General features: G+C 40.4%; 24 protein-coding genes and 1 pseudogene. 12 read left to right on the top strand and 13 right to left on the bottom strand.

All coding sequences use genetic code 11. The features are described 5' to 3' along the window. Nucleotides 1-76 precede the first annotated feature (76 nt). Nucleotides 77-475 carry a DUF3304 domain-containing protein gene (locus V7783_RS14965; protein WP_335679394.1) on the top strand — a complete coding sequence of 133 codons (399 nt, stop codon included), beginning with the start codon at nucleotides 77-79 and terminating at the stop codon, nucleotides 473-475. A gap of 76 nt (nucleotides 476-551) precedes the next feature. Here the strand turns inward: V7783_RS14965 and V7783_RS14960 are convergent, their stop codons facing one another. From V7783_RS14960 to V7783_RS14940, 5 genes are all read right to left on the bottom strand, one after another. Continuing rightward, nucleotides 552-2276 (bottom strand): proline--tRNA ligase, encoded by a 1725-nt coding sequence (locus V7783_RS14960; RefSeq protein ID WP_335679393.1) that lies wholly within the window; start codon nucleotides 2274-2276, stop codon nucleotides 552-554. 90 nt (nucleotides 2277-2366) lie between these two features. Next, nucleotides 2367-3071 carry a tRNA (N6-threonylcarbamoyladenosine(37)-N6)-methyltransferase TrmO gene (gene tsaA / locus V7783_RS14955; RefSeq protein ID WP_335679392.1) on the bottom strand — a complete coding sequence of 235 codons (705 nt, stop codon included), beginning with the start codon at nucleotides 3069-3071 and terminating at the stop codon, nucleotides 2367-2369. A gap of 110 nt (nucleotides 3072-3181) precedes the next feature. Further along, nucleotides 3182-3754 (bottom strand): outer membrane beta-barrel protein, encoded by a 573-nt coding sequence (locus V7783_RS14950; RefSeq protein WP_064666277.1) that lies wholly within the window; start codon nucleotides 3752-3754, stop codon nucleotides 3182-3184. A 234-nt stretch (nucleotides 3755-3988) separates the two neighbouring features. Further along, nucleotides 3989-4459, bottom strand: coding sequence for an acyl-CoA thioesterase (locus tag V7783_RS14945; protein WP_064666339.1), 471 nt, complete (start codon nucleotides 4457-4459; stop codon nucleotides 3989-3991). Nucleotides 4460-4557: 98 nt separating this feature from the next. Continuing rightward, the gene (locus tag V7783_RS14940; RefSeq protein ID WP_335679391.1) at nucleotides 4558-6204 is read right to left on the bottom strand and encodes an electron transfer flavoprotein-ubiquinone oxidoreductase; all 1647 of its coding nucleotides are present in this window, start codon (nucleotides 6202-6204) and stop codon (nucleotides 4558-4560) included. Nucleotides 6205-6400: 196 nt separating this feature from the next. Between V7783_RS14940 and V7783_RS14935 the strand changes: the two genes are divergently transcribed. The 6 genes and pseudogenes from V7783_RS14935 to V7783_RS14910 all read left to right on the top strand — a co-directional run bounded on the left by V7783_RS14935 (nucleotide 6401) and on the right by V7783_RS14910 (nucleotide 11479). Next, the gene (locus V7783_RS14935) at nucleotides 6401-7150 is read left to right on the top strand and encodes an electron transfer flavoprotein subunit beta/FixA family protein (RefSeq protein WP_335679390.1); all 750 of its coding nucleotides are present in this window, start codon (nucleotides 6401-6403) and stop codon (nucleotides 7148-7150) included. After that, nucleotides 7151-8077 carry an electron transfer flavoprotein subunit alpha/FixB family protein gene (locus V7783_RS14930; RefSeq protein WP_335679389.1) on the top strand — a complete coding sequence of 309 codons (927 nt, stop codon included), beginning with the start codon at nucleotides 7151-7153 and terminating at the stop codon, nucleotides 8075-8077. 142 nt (nucleotides 8078-8219) lie between these two features. After that, nucleotides 8220-8510 (top strand): hypothetical protein, encoded by a 291-nt coding sequence (locus tag V7783_RS14925; RefSeq protein WP_335679388.1) that lies wholly within the window; start codon nucleotides 8220-8222, stop codon nucleotides 8508-8510. A 120-nt stretch (nucleotides 8511-8630) separates the two neighbouring features. Continuing rightward, complete coding sequence (locus V7783_RS14920) at nucleotides 8631-10454, top strand: protein kinase domain-containing protein (RefSeq protein ID WP_335679387.1); 1824 nt, start codon at nucleotides 8631-8633, stop codon at nucleotides 10452-10454. A gap of 29 nt (nucleotides 10455-10483) precedes the next feature. Continuing rightward, nucleotides 10484-10915, top strand: a complete 432-nt coding sequence (locus V7783_RS14915; protein ID WP_335679386.1) for a DUF3859 domain-containing protein — start codon at nucleotides 10484-10486, stop codon at nucleotides 10913-10915. A 144-nt stretch (nucleotides 10916-11059) separates the two neighbouring features. Next, nucleotides 11060-11479: pseudogene (locus V7783_RS14910) on the top strand (hypothetical protein). Between the two features lie 80 nt (nucleotides 11480-11559). On the opposite strand, the gene V7783_RS14905 reads toward V7783_RS14910, so the two are convergent. Together V7783_RS14905 and V7783_RS14900 are read right to left on the bottom strand one after the other, a co-directional pair. Further along, complete coding sequence (locus tag V7783_RS14905; protein WP_335679385.1) at nucleotides 11560-12606, bottom strand: methionine synthase; 1047 nt, start codon at nucleotides 12604-12606, stop codon at nucleotides 11560-11562. Between the two features lie 53 nt (nucleotides 12607-12659). After that, nucleotides 12660-13634: a DUF1852 domain-containing protein gene (locus tag V7783_RS14900; protein ID WP_335679384.1), complete on the bottom strand. Its 975-nt coding sequence runs from the start codon at nucleotides 13632-13634 to the stop codon at nucleotides 12660-12662. Nucleotides 13635-14195: 561 nt separating this feature from the next. On the opposite strand from V7783_RS14900, the gene V7783_RS14895 reads away from it, so the two are divergent. Beyond that, entirely contained in the window at nucleotides 14196-15005 is an 810-nt protein-coding gene (locus V7783_RS14895) for a sulfite exporter TauE/SafE family protein (protein WP_335679383.1), read from the top strand. Between the two features lie 140 nt (nucleotides 15006-15145). Here V7783_RS14895 and V7783_RS14890 read toward each other — a convergent pair whose 3' ends face one another. From V7783_RS14890 to acuR, 3 genes are all read right to left on the bottom strand, one after another. Next, on the bottom strand, nucleotides 15146-15562 hold the full coding sequence (locus tag V7783_RS14890) for a VF530 family DNA-binding protein (protein ID WP_145233938.1): 417 nt from the start codon (nucleotides 15560-15562) through the stop codon (nucleotides 15146-15148). A 143-nt stretch (nucleotides 15563-15705) separates the two neighbouring features. Beyond that, nucleotides 15706-16698: an acrylyl-CoA reductase (NADPH) gene (gene acuI / locus V7783_RS14885; protein ID WP_335679382.1), complete on the bottom strand. Its 993-nt coding sequence runs from the start codon at nucleotides 16696-16698 to the stop codon at nucleotides 15706-15708. Between the two features lie 56 nt (nucleotides 16699-16754). Next, nucleotides 16755-17390, bottom strand: a complete 636-nt coding sequence (gene acuR / locus V7783_RS14880) for an acrylate utilization transcriptional regulator AcuR (protein WP_335679381.1) — start codon at nucleotides 17388-17390, stop codon at nucleotides 16755-16757. Between the two features lie 468 nt (nucleotides 17391-17858). Here acuR and rmf point away from each other — a divergent pair, with 468 nt between their 5' ends. Next, nucleotides 17859-18029 carry a ribosome modulation factor gene (gene rmf / locus V7783_RS14875; protein ID WP_016707188.1) on the top strand — a complete coding sequence of 57 codons (171 nt, stop codon included), beginning with the start codon at nucleotides 17859-17861 and terminating at the stop codon, nucleotides 18027-18029. 85 nt (nucleotides 18030-18114) lie between these two features. On the opposite strand, the gene fabA is transcribed toward rmf, so the two are convergent. Then, nucleotides 18115-18630, bottom strand: a complete 516-nt coding sequence (gene fabA / locus V7783_RS14870) for a bifunctional 3-hydroxydecanoyl-ACP dehydratase/trans-2-decenoyl-ACP isomerase (protein WP_283710693.1) — start codon at nucleotides 18628-18630, stop codon at nucleotides 18115-18117. Nucleotides 18631-18834: 204 nt separating this feature from the next. On the opposite strand from fabA, the gene V7783_RS14865 reads away from it, so the two are divergent. Genes V7783_RS14865 through V7783_RS14855 form a run of 3 tightly spaced genes read left to right on the top strand, consistent with a single transcriptional unit; the run spans nucleotide 18835 to nucleotide 20937 of the window. Then, a complete protein-coding gene (locus V7783_RS14865; protein WP_335679380.1) occupies nucleotides 18835-19692 on the top strand; it encodes a 6-carboxytetrahydropterin synthase in 858 nt (285 codons plus the stop codon). After that, nucleotides 19685-20500, top strand: coding sequence for a M23 family metallopeptidase (locus V7783_RS14860; RefSeq protein WP_335679379.1), 816 nt, complete (start codon nucleotides 19685-19687; stop codon nucleotides 20498-20500). Before V7783_RS14865 ends, V7783_RS14860 begins: the two co-directional genes overlap by 8 nt. 5 nt (nucleotides 20501-20505) lie before the next feature. Continuing rightward, nucleotides 20506-20937: an acyl-CoA thioesterase gene (locus tag V7783_RS14855; RefSeq protein ID WP_335679378.1), complete on the top strand. Its 432-nt coding sequence runs from the start codon at nucleotides 20506-20508 to the stop codon at nucleotides 20935-20937. Nucleotides 20938-21101: 164 nt separating this feature from the next. On the opposite strand, the gene V7783_RS14850 is transcribed toward V7783_RS14855, so the two are convergent. After that, nucleotides 21102-22424, bottom strand: coding sequence for a Na+/H+ antiporter family protein (locus tag V7783_RS14850; RefSeq protein WP_335679377.1), 1323 nt, complete (start codon nucleotides 22422-22424; stop codon nucleotides 21102-21104). Next, nucleotides 22421-24415 carry a transglutaminase TgpA family protein gene (locus tag V7783_RS14845; protein WP_335679376.1) on the bottom strand — a complete coding sequence of 665 codons (1995 nt, stop codon included), beginning with the start codon at nucleotides 24413-24415 and terminating at the stop codon, nucleotides 22421-22423. The genes V7783_RS14850 and V7783_RS14845 overlap by 4 nt, the downstream gene beginning before the upstream one ends. Nucleotide 24416: the final 1 nt, after the last annotated feature.

Here is a 24416-nt window from a genome sequence, read left to right as displayed (position 1 = left end):
AAAGTTAAGCAACTTAAATGACGTTTATACGACTGTTTGACTAAACATCTATGACAATGAATAAATGGACTAGACAATGACCATGATAAAAAATATCGGCTTAACATTATTGGCAGCTACAACAGTACTTGGTTGCCAGCTTATTACCCCAGTTAAATTACAAGTGAATGGTTTAGAGTTTGAAAATGTCGGCACCTCAGCAATGACAAATGTGCAACTGAAAGTTGGCCCAACAGGTAATCAGGTTTCATGTAGTCTCATTGAGCCACAAAATAGCTGCGGTACTGGTTTTCCATCAAAATGGTACAGTGGTGAGGATTTAACCGTTAATTGGCAGCAAGACGGGAGAAGTTATACTCAGCAGCTAGTGCTAGAGTATGCACAATTTGATGATAGTGCCAAACACTACCGTGTGATTGTAAAACTTAGTAGCGCAGGAGAAATAAACGCTGAAATTTTACCGTTTACTCTATAAGGCTCTTGGTATTGAGTGTTATAAAATAAAAAACCGCATTTAAGCGGTTTTTTATTTTAAGCTATTGCCGTCATTATTAAGCGTTCATTGCCGCTTTTATAGCTGCAACCGCTGTATCGATATCAATCATTAGCTTTTCACCAGTACGACGGTTTTTAAGCTCAACTTTGTTTTCGTCAAGGTTGCGCTCGCCAATAACTAAAGTAAATGGCACACCAAGTAGTTCCATGTCGTTAAACATCACACCAGGGCGCTCTTTACGGTCGTCAAATAACACGTCTAAACCTGCAGCTTTCAAACCATCATAAAGATTGTTTGCGATATCAGGGATGCGGTGCGACTTGTGCATATTCATAGGCACAATAGCGATATCGAATGGGGCGATTGGTTGTGGCCAAATAATCCCGTATTGATCATTATTTTGCTCAATAGCAGCGGCTACAATGCGTGATACACCAATGCCATAACAACCCATGGTCATAATTTGGTTTTTGCCTGATTCACTCAATACACCGGCTTTCATCGCTTCTGAGTACTTAGTACCGAGTTGGAATATATGGCCTACTTCAATACCACGTTTAATTTGTAAGTTACCTTGGCCACATGGGCTAGGATCACCTTCAACAATGTTACGTAAATCGGCAACTTCATAGCCTGTTACGTCACGATCCCAGTTAATACCACTGTAATGTTCGTTATCTTTGTTTGCACCTGCTACAAAGTCAGCCATCACGTTAGCAGTTCTATCAACAATTATTGGCATAGTTAAACCAACAGGACCTAATGAACCAGGTTTTGCACCAATAGCTGCAACGATGTCTGCTTCGCTGGCCATTTCAAGTGGTGAGTCAACTAATGGGTGTTTCTCAGCTTTTAATTCGTTTAGTTCGTGATCGCCACGAACAATTAACGCAACTAGGCCACGTTTACCATTTTCGTCTGGCGTACCGTATACAATCAGGGTTTTTACGCCGCGATGTGGTTTAACACCATAATGCTTTTTAAGCTCTTCGATGGTTTTAGCGTCAGGCGTTGGAAATGCTTTTAATTCTTTTGCAGCAGCAGGGCGCTCTTCGCTAGGCGCTAATGCTTCAGCTTTTTCAATATTTGCTGCGTAATCGCTACCATCACTAAAGGCAATGGCATCTTCACCAGATTCGGCTAATACGTGGAACTCATGCGATACGCTACCACCAATTGAACCTGTATCAGCTATAACTGGGCGGTAATCCAAGTTTAAACGCTCAAAAATATTGCAGTATGCTTTGTGCATAACTTGATAGGTTGCGTCTAAACATTCATCGTTCAGGTGGAATGAGTAGGCATCTTTCATGGTAAATTCGCGTGCACGCATCACACCAAAACGAGGGCGGCGTTCATCACGTACTTTAGTTTGTACTTGGTACAATGTAAGTGGTAGCTGTTTATAAGAGCTGACTTCTTTACGTACAAAATCGGTGATCACTTCTTCATGAGTAGGACCAAGTGCAAATTCGCGATTGTGACGATCGGTAAAGCGCATTAACTCAGGACCAAATTGCTCCCAACGACCTGATTCTTCCCATAAGTCAGCGGGTTGAATAACAGGCATCAGCATTTCAATTGCGCCTGTTTTATCCATTTCTTCACGAACGATGTTTTCTACTTTTCTTAACACGCGTAAACCAGAGGGCAACCAAGTGTACAAACCTGACGCTACACGACGGATCATACCCGCTCGTAGCATTAATTGATGTGAAACGATTTCAGCATCAGACGGTGTTTCTTTCAGTGTTGCGAGTATATATTGACTGGTACGCATGGTTAATTCCGATAGTTATAAAGTTTTTATTTCAATAGGCGCTAAGTTTAGCAGCGGTTGCTTTTACACTAAAGCGCTAAGTGTGTTTTTCTAGTTTTTTTCTATACTGCTGACGTAGTTATGGTCGTCATTTACCTGCCAACGAATATTAAAATCGTATAATGTCATACCATAACTTTGCTCACCATCTTGCTGTTTTTTATAAGCAGGGCGTGGATCTTGTTTTAGTACATTACTGATAAAGTCTTGCAGCTCAGGGTAGCTGTCCTGTTTGGCAATAAAATCCAAGCTCGCTTGGCTAAATTCAACGCTCATATCTGTTTCTGGACGAGTATCGGCAAAGCCTGCACTCGCATCGAGCATCGCATCCGAATAAGGTAAATAAGGCTTAATATCTAAAATGGGTGTGCCGTCGAGTAAATCAATGCCGGCAAGTAATAAACTTAACTGGCCATTTTTATATTCTATGCCTTCAAGTTTTACTGCGCTCATGCCAATGGCATTTGGCCTAAATGTCGCACGGGTAGCAAACACCCCTTTACGTTCGTTGCCCCCAAGACGTGGTGGCCTCACCATTGCCGAGTAGCCTTTATCTGCGGTTTCATGAAAACGAAAAAGTAACCAAATATGGCTGAATTCATCCAAGCCACGTACAAACTCTTCACGATTAAAATCTGCAGTGAATACCAATTTTGCTTTGGCTTGTGGCACTAAGCGAGGTTGACGGGGAATCGCAAATTTTTGTTTATAAGGAGAGTGAATATGGCCGATGGCCGTTAGTTGATAATCGCTCATGGGACTCAAATACAGTGAAAGATGCGATATTCTAACCGTTAACAACAAAAAAGGCAGCTTGAAGCTGCCTTTAACTGTTAAATAACCTGTAACGTAGCAATAAGCAATATCTAGAACATATATTGGAATGATACTGAAGCGACATCCATTTCAGGATCAAAGTCATCTTCTAGTTCATAACGCTCATACTCTAAACGCACCTGCATGTTAGTGGTAAATGCATACTCGATACCTGCACCATAGAATACATCACCGCCACTTTGATCAGCAGATATTTCGCCAATGGCTGGAAGGTCGCTAGATACTTCTGCATCCCACTCAAACCAACCCCCTTTAGCATAAACCGAAAAGCTTTCAGTGATAGGGGCAGCTAAACGTGCCGCTAATGACACGCCATCTACTTCTGCGTAGCTGTCAATATCGCTCACTTCATCAAAGTTTTGATAGGCGAGCTCTAAACTTAGGTATTTATTAAATTGTGTACCAACATAACCCTTGAGCATTTGTGAGTCATCATCGAAATCGATGTCGTCTTCAGAGTCTTCAAACTGGAATGAGTATTGGCCATAACCAATACCTGTGTAAACACGTGGGTAATCCATGTTTGTGGTGTCTGCTTGTGCAGCATTATTAAAACCAAGTAATGCCAGTGAAATTGCAGAAAGTGAAATTGCTTTAATCATTTAATAGCTCCTTTACAAAATAAAAATAACGCAATTTAGCGTTGGTTTAGTTCATTTCACTTTGTATATTGCACTACGCGTGCCAGTTGTGTTTTGTTTGAATAACATACTGCTAGAGCTGTTTTTGGTTATTAATTAGTAATAATGAGCGCTAAATAAACGCTCATTCAGTTTCACCAGAGAAATGATTTCTCAGTGCTATGTAGATTTTACGCAGCGAGCAGTGCGGGGCAGTTACGGCTCAGTTTTATGCAATAGTGTTTCGGTCTCAATGGCAATTTCTTTCATTTTAATTGCATAGTTTTCGATTTTTTTATCTTCATCGCTTTGTGCTGTGTATGCCGGTACTGCGACAGGGTAGCCAGTTTCATCCATAGCAATAAAGCTGATCACACAATGATTGGTTTCAACCAGATTGCCGGTTTTTGGGTCGCCACAGCGTACTTGAATAAAAATTTGCATACTGGTTTTACCGGTATGGGCAATTTTTGCTTCAACTTCAACAATTTGACCAACGAGGATAGGACGCTGAAATTTAACCCCGGCAACAGATACTGTCACGCAGTAATGACCACTCCAACCTGCAGCGCATGCATAGCCTGCTTGGTCAATCCACTTCATGACCACACCACCATGAACCTTTCCACCAAAATTAACATCGGTGGGCTCAGCTAAAAAACGAAATATAACACTCGACGACGGCATAAACTTACTCATAGTTATTAAACAGTTATTATTGAGCATAGCGCAAAAAAGGGGCCGAAGCCCCCTGCAATTTAGGATTTGTTTAAAATTAAAAGTAATTACATATTCGGGTAATTAGGTCCACCAGCGCCTTCTGGTGTCAGCCAAGTAATATTTTGGCTTGGATCTTTAATATCGCAGGTTTTACAGTGCACACAGTTTTGCGAGTTGATCACAAACTCATCTTTACCTTCAATCTGCTGAACTTCATACACGCCAGCTGGGCAGTAGCGTTGAGCTGGCTCATCAAACTTAACTAAGTTAACTTCAATTGGAATAGCCGCGTTTTTAAGTTTTAAATGGCACGGTTGTGATTCTTCATGATTAGTATTAGATAAAAACACCGATGACAGCTTATCAAAGCTTAATTGACCATCAGCTTTTGGATAACTAAGTTGTGGTGCTTGGCTTTTATCAACCAAGGTTGCATAGTCAGGGGTGTTGTCTTTAAAGGTAAACGGTAATCCACCGCCGAATAAATTTTGATCTAGCGTATTGTAAGCGCCGCCCAAAAACTTACCGAGTTTATGCATTACTGGGCCAAAATTACGCGATTGATGTAATTCCTTATACGCCCATGATTGTTCAAATGCGTCGCTGTAATCAACCAAGTCAGTATGCTGTTGCTGGTTTGCAAGCGCGGTAAAAATAACCTCAGCAGCAACCATGCCTGATTTCATCGCCGTGTGATTACCTTTTATTTTGGCAAAATTCAGTGTACCCGCATCACAACCTACCAGCAAACCACCCGGGAAGTGCATTTTTGGTAATGAGTGCAAGCCACCTTTAGTGATTGCCCGAGCGCCATAAGCAATCCGTTCGCCACCTTCAAGTACTTCTTTAAAGATAGGGTGATGTTTCATTTGTTGAAACTCATCAAACGGGCTCAAATGTGGATTACTGTAATTAAGATCAACAATTAAGCCAACCACAACTTGATTGTTGTCGCTGTGGTACATAAAAGAGCCGCCGTTGGTATCGCCAGTTAATGGCCACCCCGTGCCATGCACAACGGTGCCTTGTTTGTGCTTTGTAGGATCAATCTGCCAAATTTCTTTAAAGCCTAAACCATAGTGCTGAACTGATACGTCTTTATCTAATGCAAATTGATTGATTAATTGTTTACCTAAATGGCCACGGCAACCCTCGGCAAATACAGTATATTTAGCTCGCAGCTCCATACCTGGCATAAAACCATCTTTTTCGTTGCCGTCGGTATCAAGGCCCATATCACCGGTGATAATGCCTTTTACTGTGTCATCTTCAATAATCAGTGAGTGTGCGCTAAAGCCTGGGAAAATCTCAACCCCGAGATTTTCTGCTTGCTCTGCCAGCCAACGGCACACGTTACCCATAGACACAATATAATTGCCGTCATTGTGGAATGTTTTAGGCGTTGCAAAATGGGGGATAGCCGTTGCTTTATTTTCGTTATTAAACCAATAAATTTCATCATTAGTTACTTTGGTTGTAACGGGGGCCCCTAATTCTTGCCAATTTGGCAGTAACTCATCAAGTGCAGTGGTTTCAAATACTGCGCCAGATAAAATATGAGCGCCAACCTCAGAGCCTTTTTCAACAACACAGATCATGCACTCTTGATCCTTTTGTTGGGCTTGCTGCGCTAATCTTATCGCGGTAGAAAGCCCTGCAGGGCCTGCACCTACGATTACTACATCAAATTCCATGGTTTCGCGTTCGACCATAATAACCTCTTGTGTGTGACGGAGCCGTACCTTTAACCAAGGTAATTTCATACTTGCAAATGAAACGTTACAGGCTTTGAATAGTTTAAGGTTATTTTAGGTTGACGTTTACGTCAACAGGAAGTAGTCTGAATTCATAAAATAAATAGGTTGACGTACACGTTAGCTTGTAGGTTTAAATAATTATGGAGTTCCTATGAAAGTTCTCGTTCCAATAAAAAGAGTCATCGACTACAACGTGAAAGCACGCGTTAAAGCAGATAACAGCGACGTTGATCTAACTAATGTAAAAATGGCACTTAACCCATTTTGTGAAATTGCCATTGAAGAAGCTATTCGCCTAAAAGAAGCGGGCACTGCAACCGAAGTAGTTGCTGTAACCATAGGCGCTAAAGCGTCACAAGAACAATTACGTACCGCACTGGCTCTAGGCGCAGATAAAGCTATTCATATTGAAACTGATGAAAAGCTAGAATCGCTTCACGTTGCAAAGTTACTTGCCAAGATTGTAGAGCAAGAAAGTCCTGAGCTGGTGATTTTAGGTAAGCAGTCAATCGACTCTGACAATAATCAAACCGGACAAATGTTGGCAGCATTAACAGGCCGTGGGCAAGGCACATTTGCTTCAAAAGTAGATGTTGCAAATGGTACGGTTAATGTGACTCGTGAAGTAGATGGCGGTTTACAAACTGTGGCGTTAAAACTACCAGCCGTTGTGACAACCGATTTACGTTTAAATGAACCACGTTATGCGTCATTACCTAATATTATGAAAGCAAAGCGTAAACCACTTGAAGTGATTGCAGCAGATAGCTTAGGTGTTGATTTAACACCGCGTATACAACTTGTTGCAGTGAATGAGCCTACTAAACGTAGCGGCGGTATTATTGTTGACGACGTAGCGCAGTTAGTTGATTTGTTAAAAACACAAGCGAAGGTGATTTAAATGAAAACATTAGTTATTGCTGATCATGATAATGGCGTTTTAAAGCCTGAAACATCAAAAACAATTAATGCTGCGCTAAAGCTTGGTTTTCCTGTGAATGTGCTCGTTGCTGGTGAAAGTGTTGCACCGATGAGTGAACAGATTGCCAGTATCGAAGGTGTTAATAGTGTACTTATCGCAGATAACAGTGAATATGCTCAGCAACTAGCTGAGAATATCGCAGATTTAGTGGTATCACTTGCTGCTGACTATTCACATATCGTTGCCAGTGCGACCACAACCGGTAAAAACTTTATACCACGGGTGGCTGCATTACTTGACGTTGCACAAATTTCAGAAATTATTGATGTGGTTGATGCCGATACCTTTAAACGGCCAATCTATGCGGGTAATGCCATCGCAACTGTAAAATCACTCGATAGTAAAAAAGTCATCACCGTACGTGCAAGTAGCTTTGATCTGCAAGGTACACAAGCACCTGCTGAATGTGTCACGATTGATGCGGTATTTAGTAGTGAATTAAGCAGTTTTGTGAGTGTTGAGCAAACTGAATCAGAGCGCCCTGAACTAACCGCTGCACAAGTGGTGATCTCAGGTGGTCGTGGTATGCAAAACGGTGAGAATTTCTCACTACTGCATGGTATTGCCGATAAGCTCGGCGCTGCGATTGGTGCATCACGTGCTGCTGTTGATGCGGGCTTTGTACCAAACGACATGCAAGTGGGTCAAACAGGTAAAATTGTTGCCCCTAACTTATATATTGCCGTTGGTATTAGTGGTGCAATTCAGCATTTAGCGGGCATGAAAGATTCAAAAGTGATTGTTGCAATCAATAAAGATCCCGACGCGCCGATTTTCCAAGTTGCAGACTATGGCCTTGTTGCAGATTTATTTGATGTGCTGCCAGAGCTTGAACAAGCGCTCTAATCTACCTTATTCTGGTTGTTAAAAGCTGTTGTGATTGGTTCGCTGATCACACAGCTTTTTTTCTTTGTCTTGCATTATAGACTATGCATAATTCAGCACAGAGAAATCAGCAAAGTAAATTCGATTAACAAGGAGAGTCAAAATGGAACTGAGTGAGTTTGTCGCATTATTTTTTTTAAGCTTAATTGTATTTATGTCATCCGTGTGGACATTTTTTGCTTGGGGTATGGGAGTCGTTAATTACAAACAGCAGCATAGCGAGCGAATGGGGAAAGTAGCCTCATTTTGTTGGTATGGGTTATTCGCTTTGCATATTATTGTATTGTATTTGCTATGGTTTAAAGGCGCTTCGGGAGTAAGTGTGATTTTTGGTTTAGTTTGGTGTCATTGCCTGTTTTATGGATTTTTTGCACAAAATATCAGCTCACGCTAAGCTATTGCTGCTAAGGACTAGAAATTTACAGCCAAAAAATGAATAATCAGCGGGTTAACTTGTTACCATCATAAATTGGCTCGAGCCTTAAATTTATTCCTAAAACGTTGAGACCCAGCAGTGAAAACCAAAGAGATCCGCAATTTTTATATCAATGAAGAGCAGTCGGTCTATTTGCTTTCTCACCACGATGCTAAAAAACATCGCCAGTGGCTTAATATCTGTATTAAGCAGCTAACTAATTTAGGCTATCGAGACGTTGAAATGATTGGCTCTGGTGCGTTTGGTTTTGTATTCGCAGGGCTTGACCATCAAAAGCTGCCCTGGGTATTTAAATTCTCTCGTATCACCCTTGCACAAAGTGTGCGTGACCGCCTTGAAGATGAAGCATTTATGCTCTCCCAAGTTGATAATCCATTAGTGCCGAAGTTTTATGCCTTTGAGAGAATAAAAAAACAAGGCATTTTAATGATGGCCCGCGCGATGGGCGAAGACTTAGAAAAAATATCGCTCAAAAAAGGCCGTTTCAGTGCCGCGACAATCACCGATCTTGCGTTAAAACTGCGTAATGTACTGATTGATTTGCGAAGTCATAAAAACGGATTAAGCCCACAGCCGATTGTACACGGCGATATTAAACCCTCAAATCTAGTTTGGGATGAAACAGCCCGCGCATTATCGCTGGTGGATTGGGGAAGCTCTGTTTATGCCCAAATGGACAGTGACGCAAACCCAATAGCCAGCAATATTATGGATTTAATGTCTGGAGATTTAAGTACCACCAATGCCCGTATGGGCGATGTTTATTTTATTGGTGATGAACAAATGTCGGGTGCTAAGTCATCCCCTCGTTTTGATGAACAAGGCGTTGCATCGACTCTTTATGCACTTGCCTCGGCGCAATCGTGTCGTTTTGGTGCGCAAGTGATCCCCGCAAGTTCGCTAGGTTTACCGATGGAGCTGGCAAAAGTGATTGACGGCATGTTGTCTAAGGATAAAACCATTCGTGATGGCGCCGGTGATTACTTTATGCGTAATATGCCAAGTATGGCAAAAGCTTATTTACCGGAGCTCAATTTAGCGGAAGATGAAAGGGCGCAGATCCCATTTTGGTTTGGTAGTGCTGATGAACTTCCTGATACGGTGGTATATAGCTCGCGAAAACAGTTTTTACGTCAAGCCGATCACAATCAGCAATTACTTGATGTAAATGATGCGCAACTTGACCGTTATTATAAAGAATTTTTGTTTGATACCGGTGATACCGAAAAAGCATTTTTAGCTTCAATTAGCCGCTTAGCGAAATACCCAGCAGTGGGGGGCTTAAGTTTTCATTGGAAAGAAGACTCTTTATTTATTGAATCTTCCCTAATAATGCATGACGATAGTTTAGGTGCTGCGTTTACCCAAGCGATTAATAACACAGTGATGTTAGCGCAAGGGATCAGCCAGAAGGGTCTGTTTAAATGTTGCCTATTTGATGCCCGTAAAACGATTCAACTAGAGCGTGATGGCACGGGGGCATTTAAGTTTGAACAACTCCCAGAGCTTGATTACGAAGTAATGAACTTAGCCAGCTCAGATGTTACGCGCCCGCATTCATACTTTGAAGATGGTAAAGATCCCGATGAGCAATTACAGTTACCGAAAAAAGTGATCAAGTGTGTATTTGAACTAAACCAAATTCATCATACTGGCTGTATTATTTTTGAAGCCCTGCCTGATAGAATGAAAATTCACCATTACTATCGGCTACTAGATGCCAGTAAAGAAATTGAATTTAAACGTCTGCTCAATAAACTCATGCAATATGCTGTCAGTATTACTGATGTGGGCGTTGCCGGGTTTATGAAATTACCCTACAAAAACACCCGTGAATTTGGTTTATGTGACCAGCAACCTGAATTATTCTTCCCGAAAGATCCCAAGCGTTATGACGCTTAACGAATAAAGTATTAAAGATAGGAGCAGCAATGGCAAAAAATAAGCCCGAGATCACCTTACAAAGTTATGGTATTTATAGTCATTGGGACTCATCGTCAAAAGAGTTACCACAAATTCAATCGTTTACTAATAAAGTACCCGCTAAACTCGATATTGAATTTGGCTTAATCGTCAATATTAAAAAAGCCAAAGGCGAAAAGCTCCATTACTGTATTTATCACCCTGATATTCCAGATGCAGATGGCGAGGTTATGCCACCGTTTGAAGGCTACGAATACGTTAAAGATAACGACTGGCACTTTTATTTAGGCGATACCTTGTGGGAGCCAATAGCCAATAAAACCGGCAATTGGCGTATGACGATTGAGCTAAACGGTAAGTTAATAGCCGATAAGACATTCACAGTATTTGAGCAAGAATCCATGTCAGAAATAGAATTTTGGCAAAAGCGCGGGTATTGATATTTTCATAGTAAGCAAGCTTAGGATTTTAGCTAATGCGTATTTATATCTGATACGTTTTTATATGTGGTACGTTGTTATTTTTCTCTAAATTTAATTAAATGACGCTATAACGCGTATTCTCTAACACGGAGGTTTATTTACATGAATATTTGTTTGATCGTTGCGGGCACATTGAGTGCTATTGCTGCAACCCTGCATTTAGGCTGTATTTATTTTGGCGCACCTTGGTATCGATTATTCGGTGCTGGAGAGCAAATGGCAAAATTGGCTGAGCAAGGTAGTATTTAGCCTACGTTGATCACATTGGTTATTTTTATGGTGCTTGCAACGTGGTCACTGTATGCCTTGTCTGCGGCAGGGCTTATTTTAAAACTGCCTTTAGTGCGCTTGGTGTTGATACTAATAACAACAATATATTTAGTTAGAGGGATTGCTGGCTTTTTTCTTATTAGCTCGCCAATGGGGCGCTCTCCTGAGTTTTGGGTTTGGAGTTCTGCTATTTGTTTATCTTTAGGTGTTATACATTTGATAGGGCTAAAGCAGCAATGGCAAAGCCTGTAACAGGTTAATAAAAGCTTCCTATAAAAACAAAAACGAGGCAGAAATCATACCTCGTTTAACATACCTCACCAGTAATACTCTTAACCGGCTGCTAACTCTTTGCGGATGATCTCTGCGCCTGCTGTTAATGCATTGAGCTTGCCTCTGGCAACTGCGCGAGGAAGCGGTGCCATGCCACAGTTAGTACAAGGGTAGAGCTTATCTGCATCTACATACTGTAGCGCTTTACGTAGGGTGTTGGCGACTTCTTCTGGCGTTTCTATGCTGTTGGTTGCAACATCAATGGCGCCTACCATTACTTTTTTACCACGAATAAGCTCAAGCAATTCCATTGGCACATGCGAGTTATGACACTCTAATGAAATAATATCGATGCAAGATTGCTGCAACTTTGGAAACGCTTCTTCGTACTGGCGCCATTCTGAGCCTAAGGTTTTTTTCCAATCGGTATTGGCTTTGATACCGTAACCGTAACAAATATGCACGGCTGTATCGCATTTGAGACCTTCAATGGCTCTTTCTAAACAGGCAATACCCCAATCATTTACTTCATCAAAAAACACATTAAACGCGGGCTCATCAAATTGGATTATATCAACACCGGCGGCTTCTAACTCTTTGGCTTCTTGATTCAGAATTTTGGCAAATTCCCAAGCAAGTTTTTCTCGGCTTTTATAATGGTCATCATAAAGTGTATCAATCATGGTCATAGGGCCTGGTAGTGCCCATTTTATTTGCTGTTTAGTTTGGCTGCGTAGAAACTTAGCATCATCGACAAAAACCGGTTTTATACGACTAACAGGGCCAACCACTGTAGGCACACTAGCATCATAGCGATCACGAATTCTCACTGTTTTGCGGTTTTCAAAATCTACGCCATTAAGGTGCTCAATAAAGGTGGTGACAAAGTGTTGGCGGGTTTGCTCACCATCACTAACAATATCAATACCTGCGTGTTGTTGCTCTTGTAAAGAGATGCGCAGCGCATCGTGTTTGCCGTCGATTAATTGATCACCTTGTAGCTTCCAAGGTGACCAAAGTGTCTCTGGCTCTGCAAGCCATGTTGGTTTTGGCAAACTGCCCGCAGTTGAAGTCGGTAATAGGGTTTTGTTAATACTAGTTTTCATAATAAGTAATGCCGTCTCTATAATTTAATTTTGGTAGCGATTAAGCCATACGCTTAGGCGTAGCTTGCAGAGAATTGCTCAAGTACCGTTTGATATGGCTTGATAAAGTGTTGCTCTGCAAATTTGCCTTGCTGATTTGCTAATTGGCTTCGCTCTTCACGGTCATAGACAATTTGCGTTAATGAGTGATCCAAGTTCTTTAGGTTTGGCTGATAGCATTTGCCAGCAACCGCATTGGCATTATAAATTTCTGGACGATAGATTTTTTGAAACGTTTCCATCGTACTTATCGTGCTGACTAACTCAAGATGAGTGTAATCATTCAATAAATCGCCAATAAAATAAAATGCAAGCGGTGCAACGCTGTTTGCAGGCATAAAATAGCGAACCTGTAAGCCCATCTTTTTAAAGTACTGTTCAGTTAAAGAGCTTTCATTGGGCTGATATTCAACGCCTAATGCCGGGTGATGATTCTCAGTGCGCTGATAGGTTTTGTTATCTGACACACTTAGGCATATAACAGGCGGCTTGTTAAAGTGCTGCTTATATACATCAGAGTTAATAAAGTATTTAAATAGTTTGCCGTGCAACTCACCAAAATTATCAGGGATACTAAAGCTTGATTTCCCTTTATTGTGGGCTTGTAGTAGTACGCTAAAATCGTAATCACGCACGTAAGATGAAAAGTTATTACCAACAATTCCTTCAATGCGTTTATTTGTTTGATGATCAATGATATTGGTTTTTAATACTTCAATCGATGGGAAGCTGTCACCACTTCCTGCAATATCCATATCCACAGATACAATTTCAAGCTCAACAGAATAACGGTCGCCTTTAGGGTTATCCCAATGGGCTAGGGCATTAAAGCGATTATCAATCATCTTTAAAGCATTGCGTAAGTTAGCTTGACGATAGCTGCCTCGTGCAAGGTTCGCAAAGTTAGTTGTGATACGGGTACTTTGTGCTGGATGATAGTTTTCATCAAGACAAATGCTCTTAATAGTAAATTTAAAGTGTGTATTCATGGTGATCAGGTATCCATATTTGATTTAAAACGTGAGCCTTGCTCAATGTTAGAATTCTTAAGTTGCTCAGCTAATTATTAGCAACTCACTACACAGCTCAGAGATTTCTGCCTAGAGGCGTAATAACAATCTGTATAACGTGTAAGCGTTGAGATATTTATACGTGGATCAGTACATGAAGAAAAACGGTTTAATTTCACCTAAAACATGAACCACATTCATGGTTACTAAAGTTACCTGTACCTGATTAAAAATAGTGCCTGATTTTGGCTTAAAAAATAAAAATTTAACCTTTTAAGTTGGGCCATCTAGCCGTCCAGAAGTGTGTGTTGTATTTTTTTCATCTAAAACATGAGGATTATTCAGGGCTTATTGCAGGCAATAATATAAAGTGCCGTTAGTTATATTGATATACTCGCTATTGCTATAGTGAGTTAAGAGCATGTTGTTGTATCGCATAGCTAATGGCGTGCTGAGCAGTAAATTTATGAAAGCTCACTTGTAGCCTTAATAACTGCATTCATCTAGGATGATTGCCCCAATAATAAAGAGACGAACGGAATGAATGAATTACTGGTGTTAGTTGTGTACTGTGCATTATTAGGCAGTGGCGTGGGGTTTTTAGCGGGTTTACTAGGCATTGGCGGCGGATTGGTAATTGTGCCAGTGTTGAGTATTATTTTACTGCATTTTAATGTCTTACCAGAAGAACACGTGGTTATAGTTGCAATTGCAACCTCATTAGCATCAATATTATTCACTTCAACGTCTTCAGCTATTGCTCATCATAAAAATGGCAATGTACCTTGGGAGTTAGCGCCGTGGGTAATGACGGGTGTTGCACTTGGCGCGCTGATAAGCGGGTTTTTAGCGGCACTACTACCTGAACAAATAGTGCGAATTGTATTTGCGATTACAGTTGTACTGATTGCCATTAAAATGTTTTTAAGCAGTAAAGGAAATACAGCACAAGAGCGCCCACTTCCAAATAAAGGCTTATTAACTGTCTTGACGACAATCACCGGCGGTGTGTCAGCGATGATAGGGATAGGCGGCGGGGCATTGCTAGTGCCTTTATTAACGTTTTTCTCAGTAAATATGAAAAAAGCGATTGGCTGCGCATCTGCCTGCGGCATCGTGATAGCCTTATTTGGCTCCGTGGGTTATATCAGCTCAGGTAGTACTGTTTATAAGCTTGCCGATGGTTTCGCTGGGTTTGTCTACCTGCCTGCATTATTCGGTATTATTTGCACATCATGGTTTACCGCCCCATTAGGCGCCAAAGCCACCCATTACTTACCGGTTTCTTTGATCAAAAAAATCTTCGCCGCGTTATTACTGGCAACCGCTGTCAAAATGATTATGTATTGATGTGAAGTGTTTGTGTTGTGTTAAATAAAGTAAAGTTAAAAAAAGCTGGCACTGCCAGCTTAATTATTAAAATATTTGTTAGCACTTAGCACTTAGCACTTAGCACTTAGCACTTAGCACTTAGCACTTAGCACTTAGCACTAATTCCCCCAAGGATTACTCGCATTAGAGCGTTGTTTACGCGTCCGTGCTCGATCTTTCGCTTCTTTTTTAGCTTGAATACGCTTTGCATCACTAAAGCTTAATTCGCACGGCTCACCTGGTTTATGATCTTCAGGGATAACGCGGTCACGTGGAGGCAGTTCATACTGTACGTCATCTGGCTTCGGCAGGTTTTTTAAACGGTACAAGTAAAAGTTTTCCACTTTATCTTGTGCCCATTGGGTTTTTCGTAAAAATTTAACCGCAGATTTAATATCAGGATTATTTTTAAAACAGTTAAGCAGTAGATAAGCATGTAAAAGCTCCCACCCATATTGATCAACTAATTCTGATACAACTTGCTCAAGTTTTACACCTTGCAGTGGGTTATTGCCGAATAAATCTTCATTACTCATGGTTACACTCTTTTTCTAAACGCTAATGGCATAATTATAATTTTTATCACGCTAATTTGATACAACAAAAAGAGCAAAAACTAGCTAAAGCACGATTAAAGCTTCTTCTATCACCAGACATAAGAAGCTTTAACAACTGTATTTTACAGCTGACAGTTAACCACTACACGGCCGCGAATATTACCGGCCATTAGTTCACTTGCCGCGTTAACCACATCTTCTAAGTTAATTTCTGTTGATATTTTATCTAAGTAGCTTTGCTCTACTAACTCACCTAAACGATGCCACGCTTCAATACGGTCAATTTTAGGGCGCATTACACTGTCTATTCCTATTAATGAAATACCACGCAGAATAAAGGGCGCAACTGACGCTGGAAAATCCATACCTTGTGCTAAACCACAGGCTGTGACTACGCCACCATATTTTAAAGAGGCACAAATATTGGCAAGAGTGTGGCTACCTACAGAATCAATTGCGCCGGCAAAGCGCTCTTTAGCAAGTGGTTTACCTGGATTTGATAATTCCCCGCGGTCTATTACCTGTGCAGCACCTAGTTGTTTTAAATGATCAGTTTGATCAACTCGTCCTGTGGCTGCAACAACGGTATAACCTAATAAATTAAGTAAATACACTGAAAAACTCCCCACACCACCGTTTGCGCCAGTGACTAAAATATCTCCCGATGCAGGTGTGATCCCTTGCTTCTCAAGGGCGATAATACTGAGCATCGCCGTGTAGCCGGCAGTACCAATTTGCATCGCTTGTTTTGGCGTTAAGGTGTCGGGTAGGGGGATCAGCCATTCATCTTTTAATGAGGCTTGTTGAGCAAGGCCACCCCAGTGTTTTTCGCCAACACCAAAGCCATTTAATAGTACGAGTTGGTCGGTGTTGAACTCGCTAGAATTACTTGCTGTTACTTTACCCACCAAATCTATGCCGGGCACCATTGGGAATGAGCGTACAACAGGGCCTTTACCGGTAATTGCTAAACCGTCTTTATAATTCAAGGTGCTGTAAAGGACCTCAAGCATGACATTATGCTCGGGTAAATCAGTATTATTGAGCGTTTGTAATGACGCAGAATAAGTATCATCACTATTATTTATTACAACAGCTTTAAATTGCGTGTTCATGTCGACTCCATTTAGACCGATCGTCTTTTAATTGGTAAATAAAAACGCACTCTTAATTATCTAAGTAATGCGCGTAAAAACATTTCAGTATATAAAATTAATGGCTGAGTATTTTTAGTCAGCTTAGCGCGCATTACTGCACCTTCCCAACCTATCCAGAAAAACTCACTCATTTGCTCAGTATTAACGCTGGTGGCTATAACGCCTTGTCGCTGGGCTTGCGCTAGGCATGCTTGCACATGGTGTTGCCATAACTGATAACTGCTTAACAGCTTATTTTTAAATTCATCACTGAGGTGATTGAGCTCTTGGTTTAAATTACCAATTAAACAGCCACGATTAAATTCATATTTTTGCATGCCGCGAGCTGCGCTTTGCGTAAAATTAATAAGCCGCTCTAAGTGGGGGATATCGTCTTGTTCTAAATAACGACGAAGCTTCGCCACAAAATAGTCGTTATAGGCATCAATGACCGCTAAACCATAGGCATCTTTGTTGGAAAAGTAATGATAAAAAGAGCCCTTAGGGACGCCTATCTTTTTTAAGATAGTATCAAGTCCTGTGGCGCTAAAACCAAACTCAGTGAGTGTTGCGACCCCAGTTGATATAAGCAATGCTTTGGTATCGGCATTACTGCGAGCAACTTTTGGTGGGCGACCACGTCGAGGTGGATTTTGATTATTTTTTAGCATAAATACATATTAGACCGATCGTATTTATAGTTGCAAGGATTAATTATTAAACAATTTAAAAAAGTGTTGTGGAATGTGGGTAAATACTGTGCGATTGAGTCGCCGTAATCAGGCTATAAATAAGTTCAAAAATTAAACTTCTTTACAATTAATAAGTTGAAATAAAGTTGTCATAATTACACTTTTTATAGGAACTTCACCTAAAAACGGTAGTCACAATTAAAACAGGAAACTGCGTGTTAATGATTAAATAGTCGTAATTTTTTTGTACAGAAATAGGTCGCACGTTAGTTGGTACGACCACTTTACTTTTTTATATGTTAATTCATTTTTGCATCAGCAGCTTAGTTAAAGTCAATTTATTTAATTGCTTTTGTGATTTGAGTTTTACACTTTTATTAACTATTCATTAAATGTAGCTGCCTTGAGCGCTACAAATATATAAATATAAAAGGTGAGGATTTACCTATGAAGAGACAGAAAAGAGATCGGTTAGAAAGAGCTCATTCTCAAGGTTTTAAAGCAGGCTTAGCGGGTCGTTCAAAAGACCTTTGCCCTTATCAACAAGTAGACCCAAAATCAGAGTGGTTAGGTGGTTGGCGCGAAGCGATAGAAAATCGCAATATGTATAAAACCTAATTTTCATGTTTCGAATTTAAGCAAAAACGCCGCTGTATGAAGCGGCGTTTTTGTTGCAGTTTTAATTATTTAATTAGTTAGTTAATTAAAACGCACTGGTATCTTGGAATAAACCAACTTTTAAATCTTTTGCTTCATAAATAACACGACCGTCAACTTCAACAGTACCATCAGCCATACCCATGAATAATTTACGCTTGATCACGCGCTTCATTGTTAAGCGGTAAGTCACTTTTTTAGCTGTAGGCAGAATTTGACCGGTAAATTTAACTTCACCCACACCGAGTGCACGGCCAAGACCTGGACCACCAGACCAACCAAGGAAAAAACCAACTAATTGCCACATTGCGTCTAAGCCAAGACAACCAGGCATTACAGGGTCACCTTTAAAGTGGCAGTCAAAAAACCACAGATCAGGATTAATATCTAATTCGGCAACAATTTCACCTTTACCATGCTCGCCACCGTCATCAGTGATTGAGATGATACGATCCATCATTAACATGTTGTCACTTGGTAGACGACAATTGCCTTCACCAAACATTTCACCTTGACCACATAGGATCAAATCTTCTTTTGTATAGCTATTTTTAGGTTCCATAACACTTATCATCGCTTAGAAATTGCCTCGTACTTTAGCGTACACTTGTACGCTAAACAACTCGGAGCAGTTAAAAAAATAATTTTTTTGCATGAAATTGCACCGCTTAGGTGAAGAACATGCTAATTACACGATTTAATCGCGCAATTAGGAGCAAAAATCATTATAATTACCGTGATTTTTTAACCAGTATAAAGGAAGTTTATGATCCTTTTTGTTAACGCACTTACCGTAATTGATTTTTCTTATCTTTGTAACAAACGAGGCGCAGTAGGTGAAAGCTGGATTGTTGATTTAACCTTGCATGGCAAGTTGAATGAAGAGTCTATGGTGCTCGATTTTGGCTTAGTTAAAAAGCAAATTAAAGGCATTATTGACCAATGCATAGATCACAAACTCGCTATAGGTAATCAAATTAACGGCCTTATTGAAAACCATGGTGATTACACAACGCTTGATTGTACGTTTGGTGATGATCACCATTTGGCGATGAGCGCACCAAACCAAGCATATTGCCTAATTGATGCCGACGAAGTTAATGAGCAATCAGTTATAGATTTTTTAATTGCGACTATAATGCCGCAATTACCAAGTAATATAGATAAAATTGAAATTGAATTAAAGCCAGAGCATAGTAAGAGTTTTTACTATCACTACAGCCACGGCCTTAAAAAGCATGATGGTAATTGCCAGCGTATTATTCATGGTCACCGTTCGCAAATTGGTATTGCACTTGATGGCATGGCGATGCCGCGCTTACAAAAGCAATGGGCTGACAAGTGGCAAGATATTTATTTAGCGACCGCTGAAGACCAAATTTCAGCTGCGCAGTTACAGCATATCAGCGCGGCGGAAAATGACCTTTGTTTTGCATATACAGCGGCGCAAGGTTACTTTGAAATGACAATTAGTGAAGCTCGCTGTGATATTTTGCCGATTGATACAACGGTTGAATGTATTGCAGGTTATTTAGCCGAGCAAGTTAAAGCCCAGCATCCTGAAAATGATGTAAAAATTACAGCGTATGAAGGGGTCGCAAAAGGATCAATTTGTTATGCGTAAATTATTAGCACTGTCGTTTTTTGCCACGGCCAGTTTTTTTGCTGATGCCGTGCAATTACAAGGTCACTTAACCCAAGGTGGTTTAGTGACTGGCAAAATTGAAGGCGTTAAATCAATTAGCTTCAATGGCCAAGCATTAAAAACCACTGAGCAAGGTGAGTTTGTATTTGGTTTTGGTCGTGATGCTGAACTTGAACACCAGTTAGCTTGGGTTGATGCTACAGGTGCACAACACCAACAAGCAATTGTGATCACCAAACGTGATTATAAAATTGATAAAATAACCGGTGTTGCGAGTAAATATGTATCGCCTCCAAAAGAAGTCAGCGAGCGCATTAGCCGCGAAGCGGTTGCAGTTAAAAATGCCCGTAAAGTAGACTCAGAGCTGAAGTATTTTTTAGATCCTGTATACAAACCAGCAGAAGGTCGTATATCTGGAGTTTATGGTAGTCAGCGTTATTTTAACGGTGAACCACGTCGTCCTCATTTCGGTTTAGATATTGCCAATAAAACCGGTAGCCCTGTGTATGCTCCCGTAAGTGGCACTGTGGTATTTGCCGATAATGACCTTTATTACTCTGGTGGTACATTAATTTTAGACCACGGGCATAGTGTTACTTCTACCTATATACATTTGAGTAAACTCGATGTAAAAGTAGGGGATACCATTCAACGTGGCGATAAAATAGCTGAGATCGGTGCAACAGGCCGTGTAACTGGCCCACATTTAGATTGGCGTTTTAACTGGAAAGGCGAACGCCTTGACCCTGCACTTATGATGTTAGACACATTAGCGAACCAAAAGTAGAGAACATGACAACACAAGTAAACCGTGAAGAAATAATTGCTCAACGCATTAAAGATTCAACCACGTCGGTAACTAAAACCGTTTTTCCTGGGCGCACGAATCATCACAACACGCTATTTGGTGGTGATGCACTGGCATGGATGGACGAAGTTGCGTTTATTGCTGCAACTCGTTTTTGCCGTAAACCTTTGGTAACTATTTCATCAGACAGAGTAGACTTTAAAGAAGCTATTCCGGCAGGTACTTTTGCGGAATTGATTTCAAAAGTCGTGCATGTAGGTAATACAAGCTTAAGAGTGGATGTAGAGATCTTTTTAGAGAGAATGCATGCAGATGATAAACACTCTGCGATTACAGGAAGTTTCACCTTTGTAGCGGTTGATGATAACCACCGACCAACTCCAGTTGTATGCGATAAAATGATTTATGGTTTTTAAAAACTGTTGTTAAAAAAGTGAGCACATTTTTTGTGCTTTCTTTTTATAGTTAAAAGAACACATCATACTATATTTGGTTAAATATTAACTTAGCATCAACGTATAAATTGTAAATAGATAACAAAGTAGAAAGAGGGGCTTCTACTTGGTTTTAACTTGCAGGATTAAAGTACCATAGCGGCTATCCAGCCAAATATAAGTAGCGGGATATTAAAATGAATAAAAGTGGGTACCACTGAATCCCAAATATGGTCATGTTGGCCGTCTACGTTTAAGCCAGATGTTGGCCCAAGCGTTGAATCAGAAGCAGGGGAGCCTGCATCACCTAAAGCGCCCGCTGTACCAACTAATGCCGCGGTAGCCATCATTGAGAAATTAAGCTCTAAACACAAAGGCACAAATAAAGTGGCAATTATTGGCACCGTAGAAAACGAACTACCTATGCCCATTGTGATCATTAAACCAACTAATAGTATCAGCGCTGCAGCCAGAGGTTTATTGCCATCGATAACTAACGCTGCACTTTGTACTAAGCTAGTTACATCGCCGGTTGCTTTAATAACGGATGCAAAACCTTGGGCTGAGATCATAATAAAGCCAATCATCGCCATCATTGCCACGCCCTTACTAAACACGTCGCTATTTTGCTCCCACTTAACCACACCAAATAAACTAAAAATCATCACTCCAACTAAGCCACCTAAAATCATTGAGCCACTGACATTTTGTGCAACTAATGAGGCCAATACCGCGGTTATGCCCACTAGTAATACTTTTTTAGGCTGTTCAATCACAATACTGCTCGCCAGCTCTTCTTTTTCGTCTTGTTGATAGACACGGCGTTTTCTATAACTAATAAATACCGCGACAAGTAAACCGGCTAACATCCCACAAGCAGGGATGATCATTGCCAGTGGTACTTGAGTATTAATAATTTCTAAACCATTATCGACCAGGTTTTTATGTAAAATTGAGTATAAATAAATACCACCAAAGCCATAGGGTAAAACCATATAAGATGTTGCTAAACCGAACGTCAAAATACAGGCGATTGCACGGCGGTCTAGCCTTAACTTATTAAATACGATCAGCAGCGGGGGAATTAAAATTGGTATAAAAGCGATATGAACAGGCACAAGGTTTTGTGATGAAATAGCACAGACTAAAATAATAAAAAGGATAAAATAACTTAGGCTAGTTTCACTATTGCCACTATTGTTATTAACAGTTGCCAGTAATTTTGCTGCGAGTATACGGGTCAGTCCAGACTTTGAGATTGCGACAGCAAAAGCACCTAACATCGCATAACTTAACGCAATTTCAGCACCACCAGAAAGACCTGCATTAAACGCATTGAGTGTATCAGTTAAACTTAAACCTGCAGTTAAACCCGCAACTAAAGCACTCAATGTCATTGCGACTATTACATTAACCCGCGCTAAAGTGAGCCCCAGCATTAATAAAACACCGATCACAACTGCATTCATAACTTTCTCTTCATCTTAGTTTTAATCAATTTTATCAGATCTTTACTGTGTTTTTTACGATAACTACTAAATACTAACTGGCGATAACGCACATCGGAGTATAACTGTGCAAATTGTTCGATATATATTCGTTTCTCTGGCTGTTGCTCGGCGGCATAGTCTAAAAACTGTAATGGTGTTTGGTTTGGCTTAGCAACAATGCCTTGTTTTTCACACCAACTCACTAGTTTAAGATAGTCTTTGGTCAGAGCATGTTTGGGCTCCGGGGATTTTTTTGGCCACGATAAGTACACAAAATAACAAATAAATGCCATACACACTGTTGCAATCACAATCAGTGAAATCTGCCACAGTTGCTTGTTGCCAAACAGCTTATTTAACAAGGAGGCCTGTTTTTGCTGATCAAACCCTAACACCCAACTTGTCCATTGGTAATCAAGGGTTTCAAGTTTGAGTCTAAGCCAATTAAAACCAGCTATATTACTTAACCGCAGTAGTCCAAAACTTAAGTTGCTGGTAAATTCATTATTCAGTTGTGTATGCTGTGATAACGAACCATTTAATCGTTCAGGTGAAACCACTGCCGTTGCATCAAAAATCTGCCAGCCTTTGTTTTTTATATATACTTCCACCCACGCATGGGCATCATATTGATAAACACTGAGGTAGCTATTTTGTTGGTTGTATTCTCCGCCTAAATAACCAGAAACCACACGCGCAGGGATGCCAACACTTCTAAACATAAATGCAGCGGTACTGGCGTAGTGGCCACAAAAACCACGCTTATTGTTAAATAAAAATTGATCTAAGGTATCGGTACCCGTAATAGGATCCGGCGTTAATGTATAACTAAAGCCATTACTGGCGAAGTAATCGTATAAAGCAGTATAGAAAGCGTCGTCATTATTATTGTGTTGCTCATATAAACGCTGGGCAAAAGATTGCGAGCGCATATTTGTGTCTTTTGCTAAATTTAGCTGTACGTTTTGATACTGCACTGAGCGAGATAACTGGGTAGTATCCAACGGATAACTTTGTGCTGTATAACTAATACTGTTAGCTAAAAAACGCTTTCGAAGTAATAAACCATCACTGGTCGTTTTTACGTCTTTATGTGTTGAGCTCGCAAGCTGCAAGCCGTAAAGCCACGGTTTAGCTGCAGGCTCTGCAAATATCTGATAACTAAACAAAGGCTCATCAGCACGCTGAGCACTGTTTTGGCTGATTGCTTGTTTGGCTTTCAAAATGTCCGATATTAACCAGGTCTTGCCATCAAATTCATCATGTACGATGGCACGCCAGTAATAGGGCGCTGCGGGCCTTTGCTGATCAAACTTTGCTCTAAACACCAATTCATCTGAATTAGACAATTTAGCAATATCAAATGGGTCGACACTTTCGGACAAACCAGTTTTTGCTAGTTTTGGCCCAGGCAGCTGCCAAAATGCCGGCATTTTTGGTAATAATAGCAATAAGAATATAGCGATAGGCAATGCCAGCAACAGCAGTTTTAAACTACTTTTTACGGCAATTTTTAAATTATGGTTAGACTCAATCAAAGCCAATACAGCAAAATTTAGAATATAAAGTATGCTAATGATCAGTGTCGCAAACAAACTTTGAGAAAAGAGATACACCGTAGAAAGGCTAAAAAAGCTAAGTAAAGTGATGGTTTGATAATGTTTTTTTGTAGTCGCTTGGAGTAATTTAAATAAACTCGACAAAATTAGCATAGCTACAAACAAAGTAACGGTGTCACCAAAGCCAACATCGAAAAATAAAACCAGCAAACTTAACCCCGCCAAGGTGTTAGCTAGTATTGCATTGGGTTTATTTCGTTTGAGTAAAGTAATGACTAGATTCCAAATACACAAACTCACAAGTAGGGTATTAAAAGCAGGCGGCAGCTCAGTGAAAATAAAACTCAAAACGATTATATAAATAATTGATAAACATAGATTAATTGCGCTTAAATTATTAATGACAGGCATA

Source organism: Pseudoalteromonas sp., assembly GCF_036960685.1.
Classification (GTDB): domain Bacteria; phylum Pseudomonadota; class Gammaproteobacteria; order Enterobacterales; family Alteromonadaceae; genus Pseudoalteromonas.
The sequence above is the reverse complement of the archived record's forward strand: the minus strand, read 5'-3'. Positions and strand labels throughout refer to the sequence as shown.